The sequence below is a fragment of the Terrabacter sp. GCM10028922 genome (assembly GCF_042666095.1).
Taxonomy (GTDB): Bacteria; Actinomycetota; Actinomycetes; order Actinomycetales; family Dermatophilaceae; genus Terrabacter.
In genome coordinates this window covers 199327-222221 of sequence record NZ_JBHTFG010000010.1, presented here as the reverse complement: position 1 = coordinate 222221, position 22895 = coordinate 199327, and the positions used below count along the sequence as shown (strand labels likewise).

19 protein-coding genes and 1 riboswitch are annotated in these 22895 nt (G+C 71.9%); of the genes, 7 read left to right on the top strand and 12 right to left on the bottom strand.

Annotated features, from left to right (window positions below):
• The first annotated feature begins 120 nt into the window (after window positions 1–120).
• Window positions 121–519 (top strand): PPOX class F420-dependent oxidoreductase, encoded by a 399-nt coding sequence (locus ACFQU3_RS11685; protein WP_385909908.1) that lies wholly within the window; start codon window positions 121–123, stop codon window positions 517–519.
• Between the two features lie 209 nt (window positions 520–728).
• Window positions 729–986 carry a DUF3303 domain-containing protein gene (locus ACFQU3_RS11680; RefSeq protein WP_385909906.1) on the top strand — a complete coding sequence of 86 codons (258 nt, stop codon included), beginning with the start codon at window positions 729–731 and terminating at the stop codon, window positions 984–986.
• 20 nt (window positions 987–1006) lie between these two features.
• On the opposite strand, the gene ACFQU3_RS11675 is transcribed toward ACFQU3_RS11680, so the two are convergent.
• The 6 genes from ACFQU3_RS11675 to ACFQU3_RS11650 form a co-directional block, all read right to left on the bottom strand.
• Window positions 1007–2143, bottom strand: coding sequence for a VWA domain-containing protein (locus tag ACFQU3_RS11675; protein ID WP_385909904.1), 1137 nt, complete (start codon window positions 2141–2143; stop codon window positions 1007–1009).
• Window positions 2144–3151 carry a VWA domain-containing protein gene (locus ACFQU3_RS11670; RefSeq protein ID WP_385909902.1) on the bottom strand — a complete coding sequence of 336 codons (1008 nt, stop codon included), beginning with the start codon at window positions 3149–3151 and terminating at the stop codon, window positions 2144–2146.
• The gene (locus ACFQU3_RS11665; RefSeq protein ID WP_385909900.1) at window positions 3148–4167 is read right to left on the bottom strand and encodes a DUF58 domain-containing protein; all 1020 of its coding nucleotides are present in this window, start codon (window positions 4165–4167) and stop codon (window positions 3148–3150) included. The genes ACFQU3_RS11670 and ACFQU3_RS11665 overlap by 4 nt, the downstream gene beginning before the upstream one ends.
• The gene (locus ACFQU3_RS11660; RefSeq protein ID WP_385909898.1) at window positions 4146–5243 is read right to left on the bottom strand and encodes an AAA family ATPase; all 1098 of its coding nucleotides are present in this window, start codon (window positions 5241–5243) and stop codon (window positions 4146–4148) included. The genes ACFQU3_RS11665 and ACFQU3_RS11660 overlap by 22 nt, the downstream gene beginning before the upstream one ends.
• Before the next feature lie 72 nt (window positions 5244–5315).
• A complete protein-coding gene (locus ACFQU3_RS11655) occupies window positions 5316–6095 on the bottom strand; it encodes a S1C family serine protease (RefSeq protein WP_385909896.1) in 780 nt (259 codons plus the stop codon).
• Between the two features lie 290 nt (window positions 6096–6385).
• Window positions 6386–7291, bottom strand: a complete 906-nt coding sequence (locus ACFQU3_RS11650; protein WP_385909894.1) for a CHAD domain-containing protein — start codon at window positions 7289–7291, stop codon at window positions 6386–6388.
• Window positions 7292–7713: 422 nt separating this feature from the next.
• Between ACFQU3_RS11650 and ACFQU3_RS11645 the strand changes: the two genes are divergently transcribed.
• Together ACFQU3_RS11645 and ACFQU3_RS11640 are read left to right on the top strand one after the other, a co-directional pair.
• Window positions 7714–9240: a hypothetical protein gene (locus ACFQU3_RS11645; RefSeq protein WP_385909892.1), complete on the top strand. Its 1527-nt coding sequence runs from the start codon at window positions 7714–7716 to the stop codon at window positions 9238–9240.
• Window positions 9237–11786 carry a hypothetical protein gene (locus tag ACFQU3_RS11640; RefSeq protein WP_385909890.1) on the top strand — a complete coding sequence of 850 codons (2550 nt, stop codon included), beginning with the start codon at window positions 9237–9239 and terminating at the stop codon, window positions 11784–11786. Before ACFQU3_RS11645 ends, ACFQU3_RS11640 begins: the two co-directional genes overlap by 4 nt.
• Window positions 11787–11817: 31 nt before the next feature.
• On the opposite strand, the gene ACFQU3_RS11635 is transcribed toward ACFQU3_RS11640, so the two are convergent.
• Entirely contained in the window at window positions 11818–13317 is a 1500-nt protein-coding gene (locus tag ACFQU3_RS11635; RefSeq protein WP_385909889.1) for a sulfatase, read from the bottom strand.
• Between the two features lie 94 nt (window positions 13318–13411).
• Between ACFQU3_RS11635 and ACFQU3_RS11630 the strand changes: the two genes are divergently transcribed.
• The gene (locus ACFQU3_RS11630; RefSeq protein ID WP_385909887.1) at window positions 13412–13951 is read left to right on the top strand and encodes a GNAT family N-acetyltransferase; all 540 of its coding nucleotides are present in this window, start codon (window positions 13412–13414) and stop codon (window positions 13949–13951) included.
• A 293-nt stretch (window positions 13952–14244) separates the two neighbouring features.
• Here ACFQU3_RS11630 and ACFQU3_RS11625 read toward each other — a convergent pair whose 3' ends face one another.
• Entirely contained in the window at window positions 14245–15132 is an 888-nt protein-coding gene (locus ACFQU3_RS11625) for a CHAP domain-containing protein (protein WP_385909885.1), read from the bottom strand.
• 2 nt (window positions 15133–15134) lie between these two features.
• A riboswitch (cyclic di-AMP (ydaO/yuaA leader) is annotated at window positions 15135–15338 on the bottom strand.
• Window positions 15339–15760: 422 nt separating this feature from the next.
• Here ACFQU3_RS11625 and ACFQU3_RS11620 point away from each other — a divergent pair.
• Both ACFQU3_RS11620 and ACFQU3_RS11615 read left to right on the top strand, forming a co-directional pair.
• A complete protein-coding gene (locus ACFQU3_RS11620) occupies window positions 15761–16156 on the top strand; it encodes a VOC family protein (RefSeq protein WP_385909883.1) in 396 nt (131 codons plus the stop codon).
• 48 nt (window positions 16157–16204) lie between these two features.
• Window positions 16205–19303, top strand: coding sequence for an alpha-mannosidase (locus tag ACFQU3_RS11615; RefSeq protein WP_385909882.1), 3099 nt, complete (start codon window positions 16205–16207; stop codon window positions 19301–19303).
• Window positions 19304–19339: 36 nt separating this feature from the next.
• Here the strand turns inward: ACFQU3_RS11615 and ACFQU3_RS11610 are convergent, their stop codons facing one another.
• From ACFQU3_RS11610 to ACFQU3_RS11595, 4 genes are all read right to left on the bottom strand, one after another.
• Complete coding sequence (locus ACFQU3_RS11610; RefSeq protein WP_385909880.1) at window positions 19340–19714, bottom strand: iron chaperone; 375 nt, start codon at window positions 19712–19714, stop codon at window positions 19340–19342.
• 133 nt (window positions 19715–19847) lie between these two features.
• A complete protein-coding gene (locus tag ACFQU3_RS11605; RefSeq protein WP_385909878.1) occupies window positions 19848–20522 on the bottom strand; it encodes an alpha/beta hydrolase in 675 nt (224 codons plus the stop codon).
• A 135-nt stretch (window positions 20523–20657) separates the two neighbouring features.
• Window positions 20658–21674 carry a zinc-dependent alcohol dehydrogenase family protein gene (locus tag ACFQU3_RS11600; protein WP_385909876.1) on the bottom strand — a complete coding sequence of 339 codons (1017 nt, stop codon included), beginning with the start codon at window positions 21672–21674 and terminating at the stop codon, window positions 20658–20660.
• Between the two features lie 242 nt (window positions 21675–21916).
• Window positions 21917–22891 (bottom strand): pirin family protein, encoded by a 975-nt coding sequence (locus ACFQU3_RS11595; protein ID WP_385909874.1) that lies wholly within the window; start codon window positions 22889–22891, stop codon window positions 21917–21919.
• Between the last annotated feature and the right edge of the window lie 4 nt (window positions 22892–22895).

The following is a 22895-nucleotide window of genomic DNA, read 5'->3' as shown; positions in this document are numbered from 1 at the left end:
GCGGGCGTGCGCTCGGCGCATCGCTCACGAGACAGGCGCGCCGGTCCCTGCTCGGTCACCCGGATCCCAGCGGAACCGGGGTGCGGAGGTGGCGCTGCAGCCCGCTGGTATGAATGGGCCATGCCTCCCGAGCCCACCCTGACCCAACTCGGTGGCGAGAGGTTCGTCTCGCTGACGACCTATCGGGCTTCGGGGGCCCCGGTCCCGACGCCCATGTGGGTGCTCCGCGACGGACAGGGGTTGCTGATGAGCACACCGGAGGGGACGGGCAAGCTCAAGCGCCTGCTCGTCGATCCCCGAGTCACACTGACACCGTGTGGTCGTCGCGGTCGCGTCCCCAAGGGCGCCCGCGCCGTCGACGGGGTGGCAGAGATCATCCGGGACGACGAGGTGGTCGACCAGGTCGCGGCACTGCTGCTGGACAAGTACGGACTCGAGTACCGGCTCTTCATGCTCATCGAGCGCCTCGTCCGCCGTGAGAACCCTCCTCGAGTCGTTCTGTCCATCAAGCCGGCCTGACGCAGGCCTGCCTCTCCGTGGGCAGTGTTGACCGAGCAAGCCGATGAACCCGTGCGGGAGAACGTCCGCGGTCTCCGAGACGGCCCGTTCTCTGATTCCCCTTTCAGGTGGGCGTCAACCTGAAAGGATCAGGTTGCCTCGCGGGGCCGTCGTCAGACGCTGAGGCGACGGGAGGCGTCCGCTCGGACGCACGATGAACGAGGAGCGCCATGCTGTTCCATATCAAGCAGTCCCATGCACCGGCGGACTGCCCGTTCGGGGCGGGCGGCTCACGCTCGCTGTTCGACGGCGGCCACCCCGACGTCAAGGTCCACGGCTTCTGGCTGGCCTTCCCGCAGCACACCACGTACCTGGTTGTGGAGACCGACGACATCGCGCACCTCCAGGCGTTCCTGAAGCCGGGCGCCGGCGTCACGTTGTGCGAGATCACTCCGGTCAGCGACAGGCCCGTGGCCCCCAACAACTAACCGCTCGGGCGTGTGTCTCCTCACGCGCGCCGCGTTCCGCGGATCCCGACTCCCACCCCGGCGAAGAGGACCAGAGCCGCCAGGGCGGCGACGCCGGCGCTGAGGTCGATGTCCTGCTCGCTGACCGTGACGTGCTTGGGCAGGTCGGCCAGCACCTTGGTCAGGCCGTCCGCGTCGATTGCGGCGAAGTACTCGCCGCCCGTCTTGTCGGCGACGAAGCGCAGCGCCGCCTCGTCGACGACCAGGAAGTTCCGGCCACCGATCGACCCGCCGCCGGCGCCGCTGAAGTCGCGGGTCCGGGGCTGCTGGAACCCGCCGTACTGGTCGCGCGTGCACGCCATCTGCGTCGGGTTCGTCGTGCCGAAGCCGATCGGGTAGACCCGCACCCCGCGCTCGGCCGCCTGCTCGGCCGCCTGGGCCGGTGTCACACCACGGGTGTTCGCACCGTCGGTGAGCAGCACGATGATCTCGGGCGCGACGTCCGGCTTCCCACCGCCGGCGTCGGACCCGCCACCGCCAGCACCGCCCGTCGCCGTCGGAGTCGGCACGGGTGGGGGAGCAAGGCCCGGCCCATCCGTCGTCGGCTCGTCGACGACGTCTGCCGGTGCGACGTTCGGGTCCAGCTCGGCGATCGCGTCGATGGACCGCAGGATCGCCGCCCCGATCGTCGTGCCGCGCCCCGTGGTCACCGCATCGATCGCCTCGAGCAGCTCGCCGCGGTCAGACGTCGGCGCCACCGCCAGCTGCGCGAACCCGGAGAAGACCACGAGCCCGACCTTCGTCTCGTCGTCCTGCCCCTCGATGAAGGCCCGCACCGCATCCTGCGCGGCCGCAAGCCGATTCGGCGGGACGTCCGTCGCGCACATCGAGCCCGACACGTCCAAGGCCAGGATGATCGTCGCGCTCGACACCGGCACCTCGGCCCGCACCTGGGGCCGCGCGCTCGCCAGCCCGAGCAGGCCGAGCGCCGCCAGCACCAGAGCAACCGGCACGTGCCGCCGCCACGACCGCGAGCCACCAGCGACCGACCGCAGCAGCGCGACGTTCGAGTACCGCACCGCCTGTCGCTGGCGGCGCCGCAGCTGCCACACGTAGACCGCCGCCAACAGGGGCGCGAACAAGACCGTGAACAACAGAACCGGCAGCCCGAACGACACCTAGACCACCCGCCCCTGCCGCAGCACCGACACCGTGGCCCCACCGAGCAGCAGCATCGCCGCAACGGCCGCGACCCACGACGTCACCTCGTGCGGCACCGTCCGCATCGTCCACTGCAGCTCGATCGCGTCATAGACAGCCGCGAGCGAGGCGGCATCCGAGGCCCGCCGGTACGTCCCACCCGTGGTCTCCGCCATCACCTTGAGGGCCGACTCGTCGAGCGCCGTCGCGACGCTGAACCCGTCGACCTCGATGACCGTGCCCGCCGGGGTCCCGAGCCCGATCGGCTCGATCCGCACCCCGGCCGCCGACGCGAGCTCCGCGGCGGTCAGCGGGTCGACGGACGTCGTGTCCTCGCCGTCGGTGAGCAGCACGATCGCCGTCCCGCCGTGGTACCCGATCGGCGTCTCGTCGGCAGTGCCCGCCTCCGCATCCTTGGGCGGCTTGACCGGCTTGCCGACGATCGCGCTGAGCCCACCGAGCACCCCGTCGCTCAGCGACGTCTCCCCGGAGGCCCGCAGCCGCGCGACCGCTGCCAGCACCGCCGCCTTGTCCTCCGTCGGACGCTGGGTCACGAGTGCCGTCCCGCCGAAGGCGACGACCGCGATCCGCACACTGGGCGGCTGCTTCTCGACGAACGCCCGCGCCGCCGCCTTCGCAGCGTCGAGCCGCGTCGGCTTCACGTCCTTGGCCGCCATGCTGTTCGACACGTCGAACGCGAGCACGACCGTGCCCTCCCGGCGCGGCTCGCCGACCGACGCCACCGGCCGGGTCAGTGACAGCACGAGCACCGCGAGCGCCGCGATGAGCAACGCCGGCCCGAGGTGGCGCCAGCGGGACCGCCGTGGCGCCGGCATGACGAGCCCCTCGGCGGCCAGGGCCTGCCGCCGCGCCTCCTGCACCCGCAGCACCCTCCGGTACCCGACGAGGAGCAGCGGGACGACGAGGAGCCCGGCCAGCGCCCACGGCCACGTCATCGACACCGCACTCGTCGAGGCCCCGTTCATCGCCGCCGCCTCCGCCGCAGCTCCGAGATCCGCAGGAGCGAGCGCACGAGGTCGTCGTCGGTGCGCACCGGGTAGAGGTCCACGCCGGCCTTCCGCGCCCGCTCGAGCAGGTCGGCCTGTCGCGCCGCCGCCGCGGCAGCCAGCCGGGCACGGAACTCGACGTCACTCGTGTCGACGAAGATCTGCTCGCCCGTCTCCGCGTCCTCGACGTACACCCCACCCGCATCGGGCAGCTCGCTCTCGCGCGGGTCGACGACCTGGAGCGCGACGACCTCGTGCCGCCGCGCGAGCCGGCCGAGCGGCGCGTCCCACCCGTCCGCGCTGATGAAGTCCGACACGACGATGACGAGCGACCGCCGCCGCGCGATGCCCGCCGCAGCCGTGAGCAGGACCGACAGGTCGGTCACCACCCCGTGGCCGGATGCCGTCCGCTCCGTCCCGGCCCGGCCAACCGTCCCCGCCCTCCGCCGACCGAACCACCCGCGCCCCGACGGCCCAGCGGCACCAACGGCACCTGCGGCGGCCTCGTCCGCGGCTGCCCGAGCCTCGCGCCGGTCGAGCAACGTCTTCGCGATCCGCAGCACCTGCGTGCGCCCCGTCGCCGGGGGGATCACCGCGTCGACGCCGGTGTCCATGACGATCGCCCCGACCCGGCTCCCGCTGCGTGTCAGCACGTGCGCGAGGGTCGTCGCGACCTCGGCCAGCACGAGGTCCTTCTGCCGGTCGACCGGCCCGAACCCCATCGACGCCGAGTGGTCGAGCAGCAGCCAGGCCGTCAGCTCTCGCTCCTCGACGTACTCCCGCACGTACGGCTCGTCGAGACGTGCCGTCACGTTCCACTCGATGTGGCGCAGGTCGTCGCCCGGCTCGTACTCGCGCAGGTCGGTGAAGTCGATCCCCGACCCGCGGAAGAGGCTGCGGTAGTCGCCCTGGAGCCGGCCGTCGAGCCGCTTGACGACCCTCCACTCGAGCCGTCGCAGCAGCCGTTCGGCGCTCAGCGTGTCGGTCGCGCCCATGTCGCGTCACCAGCCACAGAACCGGGTTCGCCCCCGAACGCGCCTGCGACAGCAGCGGATCCAGCACCAGACCCAGTGCCAGACCCAGCAGCACGTTCGTGCAGCGGAGCCGTCGGCGCCGGGACCGCCTCGAGGATCGGCCCGAGCAGGTCGTCGGGTGACAGGTCCTCGGCCAGGGCCTCGTACGACAGCACGATCCGGTGTCGCAGCACGTCCCGCGCGAGGTCCCGCACGTCGTCGGGCAAGGCGTAGTCCCGACCTCTCAGGAAGGCCAGAGCGCGAGCCGCGAGCACGAGGTTGATCGACGCACGCGGGCTCGCTCCGTACGTCAGCAGCCGGGCCAGGTCGTCGCGGCCCACGCCCGCCGGCTCGCGGGTCGCCGTGGCCAGCCGGACGGCATACTCGATGACCGCAGGGTCGACGTAGACGGCGTCGGCCTCGCGCTGGAAGCCGCGCAGCATCTCCGGGTCGAGCACCTGGACGGTCGCGACGGCGGGAGCGATCTGTCGCTCGACGACGACGAACTCCTCTGCGGCAGAGGGGTATCCGATGAGCACCTTGAGCATGAACCGGTCGACCTGCGCCTCGGGCAGCTCGTACGTGCCCTCAGACTCGATCGGGTTCTGCGTCGCCATGACGAGGAACGGGTCGGGTGCCGGGAAGGTCTCGCGGCCGATCGTCACCTGCCGCTCCTGCATGACCTCGAGCAGCGCGCTCTGCACCTTCGCCGGCGCACGGTTGACCTCGTCGGCGAGCACGAGGTTGGCGAACACCGGCCCGAGCGACACCTGGAACTCGCCGTCGCGCTGGTTGTAGATCCGCGTCCCGACGAGGTCGGCCGGCACGAGGTCCGGCGTGAACTGGATCCGCTGGAACTCGCCGCCGATCGCGTGGGCGAGCGTCTTGATCGCCATCGTCTTCGCGAGCCCCGGCACGCCCTCGACGAGCAGGTGCCCGCGCGCGAGCAGCGCCACGAGCATCCGCTCGATGAGCACGTCCTGCCCGACGATGGTCCGTTTCACCTCGTAGAGCGCCTGCTCGAGCGCGTGCCGACCGGTGGGTGCCTGTCCGTCCATGCCGTCCTCCTCCTGCCGGTGCTGCTCGGGTTCGTGCGCCGTGCCGTATGCCGTGTGGCGCGGGCCGGTGACCTACTGCGGTGGGCTGCCTGCCGCCCCACCGGCGGTCGCGATCGGTACCGCGAAGCCGATGCCGACGAAGAGCCTCTGGTCGGTCGGGTTCGCGAGGCCGGTGACGATGCCGACGACCTGGCCGGCCTTGTTGAGCAGCGGCCCGCCGGAGTTGCCCGGGTTGACCGCCGCGTCGAACTGGATGAGGTGCTCGAGCTTCAGCTTGCCCTCGACCGTCACCGTCCGGTCGAGCGCCGACACGACGCCGGCCGAGAGCGAGTCGGTGAGGCCGAGCGGGTGGCCGACGGCGAAGACGGGGGACCCGACCGTCACGCCGCCGCCGAGCACCGCCGGCACGACGGTCTCGGGGAGCTTCGCCGGGGTCAGGGTCGCGATGTCGTTCTCCGGCTGGTCGGCCGCGATCGTCGCGGGGGACTGGGTGCCGTCGGCGAACGACACCGTGATCGAGCTCGCCCCCTCGACGACGTGGAGCGCCGTGAGCACCGTGCCGTCGGCGTTGACGACGACCCCGGCGCCCGTGCCACGCTGCGCCGTGCCGTCGACGGTCGACCGCGTCTGGATGAGCACGAGAGACGGTCCGATGGCCGCGTGCGCGCGGGTCGCGTCGGCCGGTGCCGCAGCCTCGGCCTCGGCCTGCCTCTCGAGGCCCTTCTGCACGCTGGCGTCGACGTCGCGCTGTGTGAGGACGGGTGGGCCGGGAGGGCGCGTGACGGCATACGTCAATGCCGCGGCGGCGACGACGAACAGCACGACGAGGCCGATCCAGACGCGGCGGGGCACCGTTCCCAGGCGGCGACGCAGCCTGCGCCGGCGACCGTCCCGCTCCGGACCCCCGGGCTCACCGTGCGCGGTGCCAGGTACCGCGCCGGGCACGCGTGGGGCCAGCCCGGCGCCTTTGGCGGCGGCGGGGTCGACTACGGGGGGAGCGGTGACCCGTGCCACCTTTTCGACTCTACGTTTCGATCGGCGCGAGCGGCAGTGGCAGTCGGCACTTCACAGGATCCGCCGACCAGAGGACGCGGCACCACTGGAGCGGTTGACGGGGCCGCTCGGCGCCGTCGGGCGGTCGCTCACCCGTCGGTCGCGACATGCTCCTCGAGAGCGTCGATCTTGCGCCAGGCTCGCTCCTCGAGCTTCCGCGTCGCGCGCTGCTCGTCCGCGTCGAGGTGGCCGAGGAGGAAGGCGGCCGCCTCACCGCTGGCCTCGTCGAGGGCGAGGTGGCGCAGCGTCGCCCGGGTGATGACGGCGTCGTGGTGGTCACCCAGCACCGACTGGATCCGCTTGGCGTGCTTGCCGGTGCGGCTGATGCGCTTGCCGGTGACCGGGGCGGCCGTCTCGGCGGCGTAGCGCAGCCGTTTCGCCGCCTTGCGGACGCTGTGCAACCGGGTGACGTGCTCGTCGCGGTCGTGCGGGGCCTCCGGGTCGCTCGCGTCGATCGGCATCCTGGCCGCAGCGACGCGCTCCTCGAACCGGCCGACCTCGTGGCGCACCCGCTTGCGCGCGACCTTCCGGGCCACGCGCTCCGCCTTCTCGGTGAGGGGCGGGTGAAGGACGAGCTCGTCGAGCAGGAACGTCGTGGCGGCATACCTCTGGGAGTCGAGCGTCTCGTCGATGACATCGGCGGCGGCGGCCGCGTCGATGCGGAGCCGGGCACGCAGCCCCGACACGGCCTCCTCCTCGAGCCCGGCGAGGTCGGCGTCGGCGATCAGGTGGTCGGTGTGGTCGGTGGCGACGTCGGCGTCGCGGGCCTCCCCGAGGCGGCCGGACGCCCACTTCAGCTCCTCGCGCAGGGGCTCCGTGACCGATCTGTCGAAAATCAGGCGGAACGTCGCGAGCGCCGACCGGATGCGGCGCATCGCGACGCGGAGGTCGTGCAGGCCCTGCGGTTCACCACTGCGCACGGCGGCCTCGGCGACGCGGAGCGCCTCTCGCTGGTCTGCGAGGCGCTGACGCAGGAGGTCCCCAGCGGTCGGCATACTCCCTATCTACCCGTCCCGAGGCGCCCGCGTCCCCCGATCGCTGGATCCTCGTGACGTGCAGACCGCCAGGCGGGCCAGCAAGCGCGTCACCAGCCGGCTCAACACCCGGGGCGCATCCTCTGTACGTATCGGCACCGGCACCCTTGGACGGCGATTTCTGGCGAAATTTCCGGCTCGATGTCGTGCGGTCCCCGTCATGCCATGCGACCGGTGGCGTCTCCATGGGTAAGGACCCGGTTACCAGCGCTCCGAGTCAACGCAAGACGCCGGGGCCGGGAAGCACATCACATGTGAATCAAGGGCCGCCCGGGAGGGCGGCCACGAGAAGCCCGAGATGCTGACGACCAACAGCCGGGACCGGACCGCTCTCGTTCACGTGGGGGCACGAGGTCGAACCGGACGCCGGTGAAGGAGAAGCAATGAGTACGCACGAAAACGCACCCCTTTCACCCGAAGAGCTGGCGAACGAGGGCGTCACGGCGTTGCCGGACAAGGAGGTCATCTCGATCCTCGACCTCGCAGCCGACGTGGACCTGGCCATAGACGGCGCCGCCCCCATCGACCTCGCGGTGGCCCTCAACGCCAACGTGGTGGCCCCGATCGATGCGGCGGTCAGCGCCAACCTGCTCGGCGACGGCTCGACGGCCCAGGCCATGTCCGACCAGGGCGTCCAGGTGACGCAGACCATCGACGCCGATGCCATCGCGACCGGCCTGCAGGACAGCACCATCGACCAGAGCGACACTGTCACTGGCGGCACGGCTCCTGCAGACGGCGACAGCGCCGAGCAGGGCATGCTCGCAGCGACCACCGCGGCCGGTGACACCACCGATGCCCTTGACGCCGCTGCGGCGAGCGCACCCGTGGACGGCAGCGTGGTGGTGGACGCCGCCGGCAACATCATCGGCACCCTCGACAGCGCCACCGGCAACGTCATCGCGCCGGATGGCAGCATCCTCGGCACGCTCAACGAGGTCACCGGTGTGGTCGTCGACTCCGCCGGCAACCTCATCGGAACAGTCACCGACCTCGTGGACGGTGCGAGCGTGGTCGGGTCCAACGGTGCGGTCCTCGGCATTCTCGATGCCGTGACCGGCAACGTGCTGGACGCCTCGGGCAACGTGGTCGGCGTCCTCGATCCTCTGACCGGCGAGGTCCTCAACACCTTGGGCGCCGTCGTGGGCACCGTGACCGACTTCGTGGACGGCACCACTGTCCTCGACGCCGCCGGCAACGTCGTCGGAGTCCTCGACGCTGCCACGGGCAACGTCGTGAACTCGCTCGGCACCGTGATCGGCTCGCTCAACCCGCTCACCGGGCAGGTCCTCGACGCCGCCGGCAACCTGCTGGGCACGGTCGGCGAGATCCTGGACGACGTCACCGACACCATCGGCGGGCTCGACACCGGCGACCTGCTCAAGGGCGACCTGCTCAACGTCGACGTCAACGTCGACCTCGACGCCGACCTGGCAGCCCCGATCAACGGTGCTGTCGCAGCCAACGCCAACGTGGCCGCGCCCATCGACGCCTCGGTGGCTGCCAACATCCTCTCCGACAACTCCGAGGCGACGGCCATCGCGCAGCAGGATGCGATTCTCACCCAGTCGATCACCGGGAACGCGGAGGCGACCTCCGACCAGGTCTCCTCCATCGACCAGTCGTCGCTGGAGCCGGTCGACACCGACACCGCCTCGACAGACGGCACCGACTTCAACACCGCTGATGCCACCGCGGTGCCCACCGTCGATGTCCCGTCCGTGAGCGACGTGCCGACCGACGCGCCGACCGTCGATGCCTCCACGGCCGATGCCTCCACGGCGACCGACGAGCCTGCTGTCGACGCCGCCCCGGCCACCGAGGAGCCTGCCACCGACCCCGCTCCGGCGACCGACGAGCCTGCCTCTGACGAGGGGACGGTCGCCCCGACCGACACTGCTTCGCGATGACCACGCTGACCGTCGCCCCCACCCGTGTGGACGGCGTCGAGCTCATCGGCGAGATGGTGGGCTCCGGCTACCGGAGCCCACCGGCCCTCGTGAGGCGAGCAGACGGACAGGTCCTCCAGCTCACCCCGCTGCTCTACAACGTGCTGGACGCCGCGGACGGCCGACGCAGCTGCGCCGAGATCGCAGACCTCATCGGCTGGCGGCTGCGCCGGAGCGTGACCGAGGCCGACGTCCGGACGCTCATCGACGGCCACCTGCGTCCGCTCGGCCTGCTCCAGCGCGCCGACGGCTCCGAACCCGAGCTGAAGCGCTCTGACCCGTTGCTGAGCCTCAAGCCCCGGTTCGCCGTCACGAACCCGCGGACCACCCGCCGGTTGACCGACCCGTTCCGCGTGCTCTTCCGGCCCGTGGTCGCCGTGGCCGTCATCGCCGGCTTCCTGGCCGTGGTGACCTGGGTGTTCTTCGAGCGGGGGCTCGGCGCCTCGGCGTACGACGCCTTCGAGCGGCCTCACCTGCTGCTGCTGGTCTTCGGGGTGTCGGTCCTCTCCGGAGGCTTCCACGAGTTCGGCCACGCCGCTGCGACCCGCTACAGCGGCGGCCAGCCCGGCGCCATGGGGGCGGGGCTGTACCTCGTCTGGCCGGCGTTCTACACCGACGTCACCGACAGCTACCGGCTGGGCCGCGCCGGCCGCATCCGCACGGACCTGGGAGGCCTGTACTTCAACGCGATCGTCGTGGTGCTCACCTTCGTGTGGTGGTGGACGACCGGATGGGAGGCCCTCCTGCTGCTGGTCGCCACCCAGGTCCTGCAGATGGTGCAGCAGCTGCTGCCGCTCCTGCGCTTCGACGGCTACCACGTGCTCGCCGACCTGGCGGGCGTGCCCGACCTCTACCACCGGATCAAGCCGACCCTCCTGGGTCTGCTCCCGCACCGATGGCGGTCGCCTGAGAACCGGATGCTCAGGCCGTGGGCGCGCATCGTGATCACCTTCTGGGTGCTGGTGACCATCCCGATGATGGCGCTCATGCTGCTCGCGGTCGTTCGCGCCGTTCCGCGGCTCCTCGGGAGCGCGGCCTCCGTGCTGGGGGAGGACGTGGCGGCCCTGGCGGAGGCGTGGAGCGAGGCGGCCTACGTGGACGTCGCCGCGTACGCGTTCCAGGTGCTCGGCGTGGTGCTGCCGGTGCTGGCATGCGCTCTCATCCTCGGGCGCGTCGGCTTCCGGTTCTTCCGAGGACTGTCCCGGTGGAGCCAAGGCTCGCCGGTCAAGCGGATCGCCGCTGCGGCCCTCACCTCGACGCTGATCACGGCGCTCTGCTGGGCGTGGTGGCCCAACCCCGGCACCTATGAGCCGATCAAGCCGGGTGAGCGCGGTCTCTTCACGGAGCTCGTGCCGTTGCCGGTCAACGCGCGAGCGGACAACTCTGCCACGCCGGCCGCGTCGGGGCTGGTCCGCCCAGGTTCTCGTCAGGCGGGCCTGGCGGCGCAGGACCGGCTCTCCGGCGACCAGCGCCTGGTGGCGGCCTTCGAGAAGGGCGAGCCGCTGCCGACGAAGGAGGACCCCGTCCTCGCCATGGTGCTCGTCCCGGCGAAGGACGCCGGCACCACGGCCCCCTCGCCCGTCAACACCCTCCCGGGTTCGGACCCGAGCAACGAGCCGGACCAGCCGGACGACACCTGGGTCTTCCCCTTCGACAAGCCGCTGCCGCCCGCGGAGGGCGACAACCAGGCCCTCGCCGTCAACACGACCGACGGCTCGGTCATCTACGACCTCGCGTTCGCGCTCGTGTGGGCGGAGGGCAACGAGGTCCTCAACGTGAACGAGGCGCACGCGTACGCGTCCTGTTCGGACTGCGTGGCCGTCGCGGTCGCCTTCCAGGTCGTGCTGATCATGGATGACGCCAAGGTCGTCGTGCCGCAGAACCTCGCCGTCGCGGCCAACTACGACTGCTACCAGTGCATCACCGCCGCCATCGCCAGCCAGCTCGTGCTGTCGGTGACGGACGAGCCGGGGCAGGAGAAGCTGCGGGCGCTGGGCGAGGTCTGGAACCGGCTCACCCAGTTCGGGGGCACGATCACGTCGTACTCGCTGACCGAGATCACGACGAAGCTCGAGGCCTTCAAGGCGGAGATCGTCGCGATCCTGGGGACGGCGCCGCCGGTCACGGCGAGTCCGACCACCACGGCCACGCCCTCGCCGACCGGCGCGAGCTCGCCGGCGCCGACCCAGCAGCCCACGCCAAGCTCGCCGTCGGCGACGCAGGACACCACGACGAGCTCCCCGTCGCCGACGCAGGGGTCCTCGAGCTCGCCGTCGCCGACCCAGGAGACCACGAGCTCGCCGTCACCGACGCAGGACACCACGACCGGCACGCCGTCGCCGACCCAGGAGTCCACCTCGAGCTCGTTGTCCTCGACGACGGAGGCCACCTCGCCGGAGCCGACCTCGACGTCGCCGTCGACGACCGCGGCCGAGTCCACGTCGCCGACACCGGCTCCGACGACGACCGAGGAGACGCCGTCGCCGACGTCCACCACCTCGCCGTGACGCCGGCCACGGGCCGGCCGGCGTCACGGGATCAGCCGCTGACCACCCCCTCGGCGACCAGCTGCGGCACGGGCTGGTCGGGGTGCGGCTCGTCGCCGAGCTCCTTCTGCGCCAACCACATCCGCGCCTCGAGCTCAGCCCTGACCGCGGCGTATGCCGGGTCGTCGGCGACGTTGACCAGCTCCTCCGGGTCGGCCTCCAGGTCATAGAGCTCCCACTCTGGCGGGAACCTCCGGTCCGAGCACCCCGGCAGTCCGAGCCCGTCGTTGTAGAAGTGGATCAGCGTGTAGCGGTGGGTGCGGTAGCCGTAGTGCGCCCCGACGTAGTGACTGCTGTCGTCGTGCATCCAGTAGCGGTAGTAGAACCCCTCGGCGTCCCGGTCTCGTTCCGCCGCAGACGAGCTCGTGAGGTCGCCCCAGAACGACCGGCCCTGCATCCGCTCCGGCACGTCGACACCGGCGGCCTCGAGCAGGGTCGGCGCGATGTCGACGTTGGTGACGATGCGGTCGAGCGCGGCCCCCGCGGGGACGGCGCGCGGGTAGGAGAGGACGAACGGCATACGGATGGACTCCTCGTACATGAACCGCTTGTCGAACCAGCCGTGGTCGCCGAGGAAGAAGCCCTGGTCGGAGGAGTAGACGACGATCGTGTCGTCGAGATCGCCGCGTTCACGCAGCCAGCCGGTGACCCGACCGACGTTGTCGTCGACGGAGGCGACGCAGGCGAGGTAGTCCTCCATGGAGCGCTGGTACTTCCACAGGGCCTCCTCGTCGCGGCTCAGACCCTCGGGCACCGGCTGCTTGAGGTCCTCGGCGTTCAGGTGGTCGGCGATCCGCATCGCAGCCCGCCTCGCGGTGTCCGACCGGCCCGCGAAGTCGTCGGTGAACGTCGCAGGCACGGGGATCGGGCCGGACGCACCCGGGCCGCCGACGGCATACATCCCGTCGTGCTCCTCGTCGGGCTCCCACGGCCGGTGCGGCGCCTTGTGCCACACGAGCACGCACCACGGCGCGTCGTCGCCGGAGTCGTCGAGCGACTCGACCCAGCGGATCGCGAGGTCGGTGATGAGGTCGGTCGCGTAGCCCTGCTCGACCCGCAGCCCGTCGGCGGAGAGGAACCGCGGGTCGTGGTACTCGCCCTGGTCGATGAGCGCGTCCCACCGGTCGAAGCCCTGCGGGTCGTGCTCGACGCCGCCGGTCGAGCCCTGACCCAGGTGCCACTTGCCGACGAACGCGGTTCGGTACCCCGCCTCGCGCAGCGCCGTGACGAACGTCGGCTGTGACGCGTCGATGAACGTGTCGAGCGTCGTGACCCCGTTGACGTGGCTGTACATGCCGGTGAGGATCGAGGCCCGGCTCGGCGAGCACAGCGAGTTCGTCGCGAAGAGGTTGTCGAGACGGGCGCCTGCGGCCGCGACCGCGTCGATGTGCGGCGTGCGGTTGACGACCGAGCCGTAGGTGCCGATGGCGTGCGCGGCGTGGTCGTCGCTCAACATGAAGACGATGTTCGGGCGGCGCGCTGCAGTGCTCACCGTGTCAACGCTAGACCGGCCCGCGGCAACCGGTCGGGGTCGGCCGGGACGGGCCCGCGCCGGTCTCTCTCAGGGCACCCCTAGCATCGGCGGCATGACTGAGCGACGCGTCCGAGATGCCACGACGGCCGACGCACCCGCGTGCGCGGCCATCTACGAGCCCTACGTCACCGGCACGTCGATCACGTTCGAGACCGAGGCGCCGGGGGCCGACGAGATGGCACGCCGTATCGCCGCCGCGCAGGAGGCGTACGCCTGGCTCGTCCTCGAGGAGGTCGGCGAAGAGGGTGCCCACGTCGTCGGGTACGCCTACGCGGGTCCGTTCAAGGCGCGCGCCGCCTACCGCTGGTCCTGCGAGGTGTCGGTGTACCTCGAGCTGGACCGCCGGGGCAGGGGCGGCGGCCGGGCGCTCTACGCGACGCTGCTCGAGCGGCTCGCCGCCCGCGGCTACCGGATGGCGGCCGCCGGCATGACCCAGCCCAACGAGGCGAGCGGCCGGCTGCACGAGGCCCTCGGCTTCGAGCTCGTCGGGACGTTCCGGGACATCGGCTGGAAGCACGGCGGGTGGCACGACGTCACGTGGGTCCAGCGCCGGCTCGGCGACCCGGACGCCGATCCCACCGAGCCCGCCTGAACCTGCCTGAACCTGCCAGACCGTGCCAGACCCTGCCTGACCCCCACCTGGCCCCGCCCTCACGTCGAGTGGGCACTTTGCACCCGCCGTGACCGGTGCAAAGTGCCCACTCGACTGTGGGGTGGAGGCTCGGCTGGGGCTGGGGCTGGGGCTGGGGCTGGGGCTGGGCGGGGCTGGGCGGCGTACGAAAGTCCGCACTCGACGGGAGCGCGCGGGGACGGCGAAGGGGAGGATGCGTCGGCATCCTCCCCTTCGTCGGTACGCGTCAGGTACAGCGCGTCAGACCCCGTGGGTCACGGCGCGTAGATGTACCGCATGCCCGGACCGTCGGTCAGCGTGCGCGTGTTGTAGTTGTACGGGCCGGCGAGGGCGTTCATCTCGACGATGTGCACCTGGTCGCCGTCGACGCTCGTGACCCAGGCGACGTGGCCGACGCTGGACGAGCCGTGGACGCCCGGCTCCATGACGAGGATCGAGCGCGAGCGCGGCGTGCCGCTCACGGTGTAGCCGGCGTTGGCTGCGCCGGTGTCCCAGACCATCGCGTTGCCGGTCCAGCCGCCGGGGTAGTAACCCTCCGACTGGTACCACTTGTTGAGCGCGCCCCACGTGCACTGGCCGTCGGTGGCCCAGTTGTACGAGGACCGCATGCCCGACGAGGCGCTCGGGACGGAGTAGTTGCTGCTCGACTTCGTCGACGACGTGCTGGTCGTCAGGGTGCTACGCGTCAGGTCGCGCGACGCGCGCTGGGCCGCAGCCTTGCGCGCGGCGGCAGCCTCCGCGGCGGCCTTGGCCGCAGCCCGCTGGGCCTTGACCTGGACGTCCTCGATGACGCGCGGCTTCGGCGTGGCGACGCGCTGGGCGACGGCCTTCTGCACGGCCGGCGCGTAACCGATCTTGGACAGGGCGGTCGCCGCGGCGGGAACCGCGGCGGGGGTGTCGGTCGGACCGACGGCGGCCGGGGCCGCCCCCAGACCGGCGGCAGCGACGTCACCCGAGTTCGGGGACAGGGTGTCGGCGCTCGCGGGATTCGCGAAGGTGGCAACGAGGCCACCCGTAGCGGCGACGACGGCCGCGCCCTTCATGGCCGGCTGAGCCGACTCGCGGGCGAGGAGCTTGAGTTCGTTGAGGGGGTTGTGACGTCCGGGCGCGCGGTGGCGACCGCGATTGTTGTCGTGGTTCACGCTGTACCTCTCCGCGCCTACGAAGTTAGCTGTCGGGTTCGGGCGGAAAGGTGCCCGGTGCTGCCCCCGGTGCGCGACGGGTCGCGATCCGGGCGAGTACTTCACCCCAAGGACGTCCGGAGTCGTTGCGCCGGACGCCCGGAGAAACGTGTGGTTCCTCCGCTCCTGTCACAAGGTTGCTGTCTCCCGTGAGGCGGTGACAGGACTAGGCGGTCCACCTCGCGAGAGCCCGACCAGATGGCCGGACTCCGGGAACTGTAGACGAGTCAACTGGCAAAAGTCACGTTGAGGTAACGGTGACGCGCGGGCAATGTCCTTGAACGTCCGTTTTCATGCGGCTTACCGGCGCTTTACCTCTCTCATAGTGAGACCCGGGTCACACCGGCTTCCTGAGGGCCCGAAGCGGCCCGTGGGTATGCCGGGCGGTCGGCTCCCAGCCGGGCGCGGGGTCCGGAATCGCCCGCCACACGGCATACGCGATGGTGCGTCTCGGGCCGGGGCGGCGTCGGTTCGGCGAGGTTCGGCGTCAGGAGAACTTTCTCCGCTGTATCCCTGCCGCGCGTCCCCCGACGGGACTTCACTGGGAGGACACGGCGCGCCACCGCGCGCCCCGGAGGAAGGACCGACCGTGCTCGAGAGCTCCCACGCGTTCAGCGGCTTCTCCGTCGACGACATCCCCGCTGCGAAGGCGTTCTACGCCGACACCCTGGGCCTGCGCGTCACCGAGGAGAACGGCATGCTGACGCTTCACCTCGCCGGCGACGGCGGCGACCGGCCGGTCGTCATCTACCCGAAGCCGGACCACACGCCGGCGACGTTCACCATCCTCAACTTCCCGGTCGACGACGTCGAGGCGGCCGTCGACGACCTGACCTCGCGCGGCGTGACCTTCGAGAGGTACGAGGGCACGCCCCTCGAGACCGACGAGAAGGGCGTCCTCCGCGGGGAGGGTCCGCACATCGCGTGGTTCACCGACCCCGCCGGCAACGTCCTGTCGGTCATCGGAGCCTCGCCCGGCAGCTGACCAGGTGAACCACCTCGACTGACCCGGGCCGGTGGCTAGGGTCGGGACGTGTTCGACGACAGCGCACACGTCCTCCGCCGCGCCCGCCGCGTGCTCGCCGAGCACGTGACCCCGGCGGTCCACCGAGACCGAATGCCGCTCGCGACGTCCGCGTGGCACGTGCCGGGCGAGCCCGTGCCGGTCGTCGAGGCGCTGCGCGCGGCCGCCGAAGGGCAGTTCGAGCCGGTCGGCCAGGGCACGCCGTGGGGTGAGCCGTGGTCGACGTGGTGGTTCGAGATCACGGGGTCGGTGCCCGAGGGGTTCGCGGGCGAGGTCGTCGAGGTCGTCATCGACCTCGGCTTCCGCGGCGAGGGGCCGGGCTTCCAGGCCGAGGGACTGCTCCACGACGCCGACGGCACGCCGCTCAAGGGCATCCACCCGATGAACCGGTGGCACCGGGTGGCGGCGCCGGCGGTCGGTGGCGAGCCGATCCACCTGCTCCTCGAGGCGGCCGGCAACCCGGCCGTCATGGAGCACGGCTTCCGCCCGACTGGTCTCGGTGAACGCGACACGGCCGGTGAGGAAGCCCGGTACGCCCTCGGCCGGATCGACGTCGCCGTCTTCGAGCCGGAGGTCTTCGGCCTCGCCATGGACCTCGACGTCCTCGTCGACCTCGTCACCGAGCTGCCCGAGCGGGACGCGCGCCGGCTCGAGGTGACGGCAGCGCTCGACGACGCGCTCGCGGTGCTCGACGTCCACGACGTGCGTGGGACCGCGGGCGCGGCTCGTGCGGCCCTGGCGGGCGTGCTCGCCGCCCCGGCCGTGACGAGCGCCCAGCGCCTCACCGCCGTCGGCCACGCCCACATCGACTCGGCATGGCTCTGGCCGGTGCGCGAGACGGTCCGCAAGTGCGCCCGCACCTTCGCCAACGTCACGGCGCTCGCGGCCGACTACCCCGAGCTCGTCTTCGCCTGCTCGTCCGCCCAGCAGTACGCGTGGATGAAGGAGCAGCAGCCGGCGGTCTGGCAGCGCATCCGGGATGCCGTCGCCGCCGGGACGTGGGAGCCGGTCGGCGGGCAGTGGGTCGAGGCCGACGGCGTCATGCCGAGCGGGGAGTCCCTCGTGCGCCAGCTGCTCCACGGCCAGCGCTTCTTCGAGCGCGAGCTCGGCGTCCGGTGCACCGGCGTGTGGCTGCCCGACTCGTTCGGCTACTCCGCGGCATACCCCCAGATCGCCCGCCTGGCGGGCGCCGAGTGGTTCCTGACGCAGAAGCTCTCGTGGAACGACACGAACACGTTCCCGCACCACACGTTCTGGTGGGAGGGCATCGACGGCACGCAGATCCTCACCCACTTCCCGCCGGCCGACACCTACGAGAGCAAGCTCGGCGGAGCCGACCTGCACCGGTCCGCGCGCCAGCACCTCGACAAGGGCCGCTCGCGGCGGGCGCTCATCCCGTTCGGCTTCGGCGACGGCGGCGGCGGTCCCGAGCGCGAGATGCTCGAACGCGCCCGGCGGCTGCGCTCGCTCGAGGGGTCGCCGGTTGTCGAGGTCGGCACGGCACAGTCGTTCTTCGACGGCGTCCGTGAGGAGTACGCCGACCGTGCGCCCACGTGGTCGGGCGAGCTCTACCTCGAGCTGCACCGCGGCACCCTGACGAGCCAGCGCGCGATGAAGGTCGGCAACCGCGGCTGCGAGGCGCTGCTGCGCCAGGCCGAGCTGCTGTGGACCCTCGTCGGCCTGCGCGGCCTGGGGGAGTGGCCGGCCGAACGACTGCGCCTGGCGTGGGAACGCCTGCTGCTCCTGCAGTTCCACGACATCCTTCCCGGCAGCGCGATCGCGTGGGTGCACCGCGAGGCGCGCGACGACTTCGCCCGCCTGACGACCGAGCTGCACCGCCTCGTCGACGAGGGGCTCGACCTGCTCGGCGGGGGGCTGCTCAACGCGGGCCCCTTCGCCAGGCGCGAGGTCGTCGAGAACGGCGAGGGAGAGCTCTCGCTCGTCGACGTGGCGCCGCTCTCGGCCGGGGCGACGACGGTCGTCGAACCGGAGCACCCGGTCACCGTCGACGGGCTCACCCTCTCGAACGGCCTCGTCTCCGCGACGGTCTCCGGCGACGGCTCGATCGAACGGCTCGTCGACCACCGTCACGGGGACCGCGACGTCATGCCGTCCGGCCGGTCCGCCGCCGAGCTGCGCCTGCACCCGGACGTGCCGGCGATGTGGGACGCGTGGGACCTCGACAAGCCGCACAGCCGCACGTGGATCTCGCCGACCTCGCCCGTCGACTGCGTGGCCGAGGTCGTCGAGCAGGGACCGCTGCGCGCCGTCGTCGAGGCGCGCGGCACCGTCGGGCGCTCGACGTTCGTGCAGCGGACCACCGTCACCGCGGACTCCCCGCGTGTCGACGTCGAGGTGCGCGTCGACTGGCGCGAGCGCGAGCGGGCCCTGGCGGCATACGTCCCCGTCTCGGTGCTCGCTCCGCACAGCAGCGCCGACATCCAGTTCGGCCACCTGCGCCGGCCCACGCACGACAACACATCGTGGGAGGCCGCGCGCCACGAGATGGTGGCGCACCGCTGGCTCCACGTCGGGGAGGAGGGCTGGGGCGTCGCGCTCGTCAACGAGGCGACCTACGGCCACGCCGTCCGCCGGTCGGTCACTGACGCGGGCGAGCCCGTGACCACGATGCGCCTGACCCTTCTGCGGTCGCCGTCCTTCCCCGACCCCGCCACCGACAGCTCGGAGGAGGTCGGCGAGCACGTCATCCGCTTCGGCATCGTCCCTGGAGCCGACATCGCCGAGGCCATCGAGCACGGGTATGCCGTCCACCTCCCGCTGCTCGGGTCGCTCACTCCCGCAGCCGGTTCCGATGGGCCTGCCGCCCGGCCGGTCATCGGGGTCAGCGACCCCGCGGTCGTGGTCGAGGCGGTCAAGCTGGCCGAGGACGGCAGCGGCGACGTCGTCGTGCGGCTCTACGAGTCGCGCGGCGGCCGGGCGCGCGCGGTGCTGCGGCCCGGGTTCGCGTGGTCGGCGGTGTCGGAGGTCGACCTGCTGGAGGACGACTCGCCGGTGCTCGACGGCCGACGCGCCCTCGTCGCCGACGACGACATCACCGTGTCACTGCGGGCGTTCCAGCTCGTGACGCTCCGGATCACGCCGGCCTGAGCCCGCTCGACCCGGCCCGGCTCCGCGCGACGATGGTCAGGGGCCGGTGTCCTCGTCGACGGCGGCGCGCCGCTTGAGGCACAGCTCGGTGATCTCGGCGACGAGCTCGAGGGGGACGGGCCGGTTGATCGGGAAGCGGACGGTGTCCTTGGCCCTGCGGTAGGGGCCGATGGCCTCCTCGAACTCCGGGTCGCCGGTGGGGACCGGGTAGAGGCCGACGTGGTTCTTCCAGCCGGCGTAGTAGATCAGCGGCTTGCCCTCGATGGTGAAGGTCGCCATGCCGTAGCTGATCTTCTCGCCCGCTTGGGGGACGGCGCGACGGATGGCTCGGCGCACACCAGCTAGCTGGGTTCGCGTCTCCTCTGGATAGGACGCGATGTAGTCATCGACGGACGCAAATCGCGGGGCCAATCGTGGTCCTCACCTAGTTCCGGACCGGTCGTTGGAGGGGATGACTCGACTGTATTGGGCGAATCGGTCGTCTGCAAAGCAACTTCGCCATACGGGCATAACGGTCAGGTGCCCGGGCAGCCCACGGTGGCGGTCAGATGTCGACCCACTCCTCCCCGGCGAGGACCCGCGCGAGGACGCCCTCTGGGCGGTGGCCGAGCAGGGTCGCGGTGGCGAAACCGGCGGCCAGTCCGTCGAACACGTCGTGGCGGCGGAGCATCGCGTGCCGGCCGCCGTCGACGGTCACGTAACCCACGCGCGCCGTCCGTGCCAGGTCGCGCGCGACTGCGGCGGAGCTGGTCGGCCGGGCCACCCGGTCGTCGTCGCCGTGGACGATGAGGATGCGGCGACCGATCAGGTCGAGATGGCCCTCGTGCGGATGGACCCACGGGTTGAGCGCCACGGCGCTGACGACCGCGTCCTCGCCGGCCGCGAGAAGCGCCGCCCGTCCGCCTAGGGAGTGCCCGACGAGGCAGACGGGCACGTCCGGGTCGAACCGCTCGGCCACCCTGCGCAGCGCCCATCGCACGTCGTCGACGGGGGTGTGGTGGGCGTCCCAGCCGCGCGTCGAGTTGAGCAGCCGGAGCACGGCGAGCTCGCCCCCGCCGGCCCGCGCGATGCGGCTCGCGATCGGCACCATGCGCAGCACGGACAGCTGGGTGGGGCTGACCCGCATCGGGCGTCGCCGCGCGGCGCCGCCGTGCAGCACGAGGACGACACCACGAGGCGCCCTCGGGGCGGCGGTGTCGATGAGCCGGGCGTGGGTCACGTGACCCCTCGTACCCGGCACCGGTTGACGACGGACTGCGTTTCGGGGCACGGGCCGCTCGGCGAGACGCGGCCCGTGCCGCGAACAGCAGCCCGTGCCGCGGGCGACAGCCCGTGCCCTGACCTGCCAAACCGGTCAGGGGCGCAGGAGGACCTTGATGGCGCGGCGTTCGTCCATCGCCCGGTAGCCCTCGGCGACCTCGTCGAGCGGGAGCGTGAGGTCGAACACCCTGCCCGGGTCGATGCGGCCGTCGAGGACGCGCTCGAGCAGGTCCGGCAGGTAAGCGCGGACCGGAGCCATGCCTCCGGCGAGACCGACGTTGTTGACGAACATCTGCCGAACGGGCAGCTCCACACCGTGCGGGACGCCGACGAAGCCGACCGTCGAGCCGGGCCGGCCGATGCGGAAGGCCGTCTTCATCGACTGGTCGGTGCCCACGCACTCGAGCACCGAGTCGGCGCCCACGCCGTCGGTGAGCTCCATGACCGCTGCGACGCCGGCGTCGTCGCGCTCGGCGACGACGTGCGTGGCCCCGAACGCGCGGGCCAGTGCCTGGCGCGGCTCGTGGCGCGACATGGCGACGATCCGCTCGGCGCCGAGCTCCTTGGCGGCGATGACCCCGCAGAGCCCCACGGCGCCGTCGCCGATGACGACGGCCGTGCCGCCCGGGCGGACACGAGACGAGACGGCGGCGTGCCAGCCCGTCGCCATCACGTCCGAGAGCGTGAGCAGCGACGGGATGAGGGCGTCGTCGGGCATGCCGTCGGTGCGGACGAGGCTGCCGTCCGCCTGGGTGACCCGGACGAGCTCGGCCTGTCCGCTCTCGGTCCAGCCCTGCTGGTCGCAGACCGACGTGAACCCGGCGCGGCAGTGCGGGCAGGTGTTGTCGCTGTGGCAGAACGGGATGACGACGAAGTCGCCCGCCCGGACCTCACGCACCTCGTCGCCGACCTCCTCGACGACACCGACGGCTTCGTGGCCGATCGTGGATCCGGCGTCGATCGGGTTGGCGCCGCGGTACGGCCAGAGGTCGGAGCCGCAGATGCAGCCCGCCACGACCCGGACGATGGCGTCGGTCGGCTGCTCGATCGTGGGGTCGGGCACCTCGGAGAGGCGGATGTCGCCAGGGGCGTGGATGGTCGTCGCGCGCATGGGGCCCATCCTCGTCGTGCCCCCTTCGACGCTCCAACTCCTGGTGCAAAGTGCCCACTCGATGGTCGTGTTGGTCGTGTTGGTCGTGTTGGTCGTGTTGGTCGAGCGGGTCGAGCGGGTCGAGCGGGTCGAGCGGGTCCAGTGGGTCGAGTGGGTCGAGTGGGTCGTGGCGGTCGTAGCGGTCGTGGGGCCGTGGCGCTCGAGTGGGTGGAGCGGGTCGAGTGGGCAGTTTGCACCCGGTCTCAGCCGCGGGAGCGGAGCCTCAGGTTCGGCAGACCCGGTGCGGGCAGCGTGTGCTCCCACGCGTCGGGGAAGGTGCCGTATGCCGCGGAGCCGCCCGTCTCGCGCGCCTGCTGCCACTGCTCACGGAACCCGACGACCTCGTCGTGGCTGCGGCCGATGAAGTTCCACCACATGACGATCTGCTCGCCGAACGGCGCACCGCCGAGCACGAGGAAGCGGGCCGGCTCGTCGGGTCCGGCCGCGACAGTGATCCGCGAGGCACCCGTCGAGTGGAAGACGATCTCGCCCGGCTTGGCCGTCGCGTCACCCACCGTGAGCAGCCCGGTGTCGCAGAGCAGCCCGTGCTCGTGGCCCGGGTCGACCTCGATCTCGAGCGAGCGCCCCGGCTCGAGGGTCACCTCGGCCCCGACGAGGTCGGAGAACATCGTCACGGGCGAGGTCTGCCCGAAGAGGCTGCCGAGGAAGACGAGGACGCGTGCGCCGTCGAGGTCGGTTGCGGGCGGCGCGTAGTGCTCGAACCCCGGCGCCGCGAACCGGTCGGCCTCGGGGAGGGCGACCCACAGCTGCGCGCCGTGCAGCACGGTCGTCCCGGGCGTCGAGTACTCGGAGTGGGCGATGCCGGACCCCGCGGTCATGATGTTGAGCTCGCCCGGCCGGACGAACGCGTGCGCGCCGGTCGTGTCTCGGTGCTCGACCTCGCCGGAGAAGAGCCACGAGACGGTCTGCAGGCCGGTGTGCGGGTGGCCCGGCACGGCCATGCCGCCGGTCTGCGAGACGTCGTCGGGACCGTAGTGGTCGACGAAGCACCAGGCGCCGATGAGCGAGCGCTCGCGTTGGGGGAGGCTGCGGCGTACCGGCATGGCTCGCGGCCCGCCCAGCGGCACCTCCCGGTACGGCAAGACGACGGCGGTCGAGGGGCCGCCCTCCTCGGAGCCGCAGACGAGCTCGGCCGGACGACGCTCTGGGTTGCTCACCGGA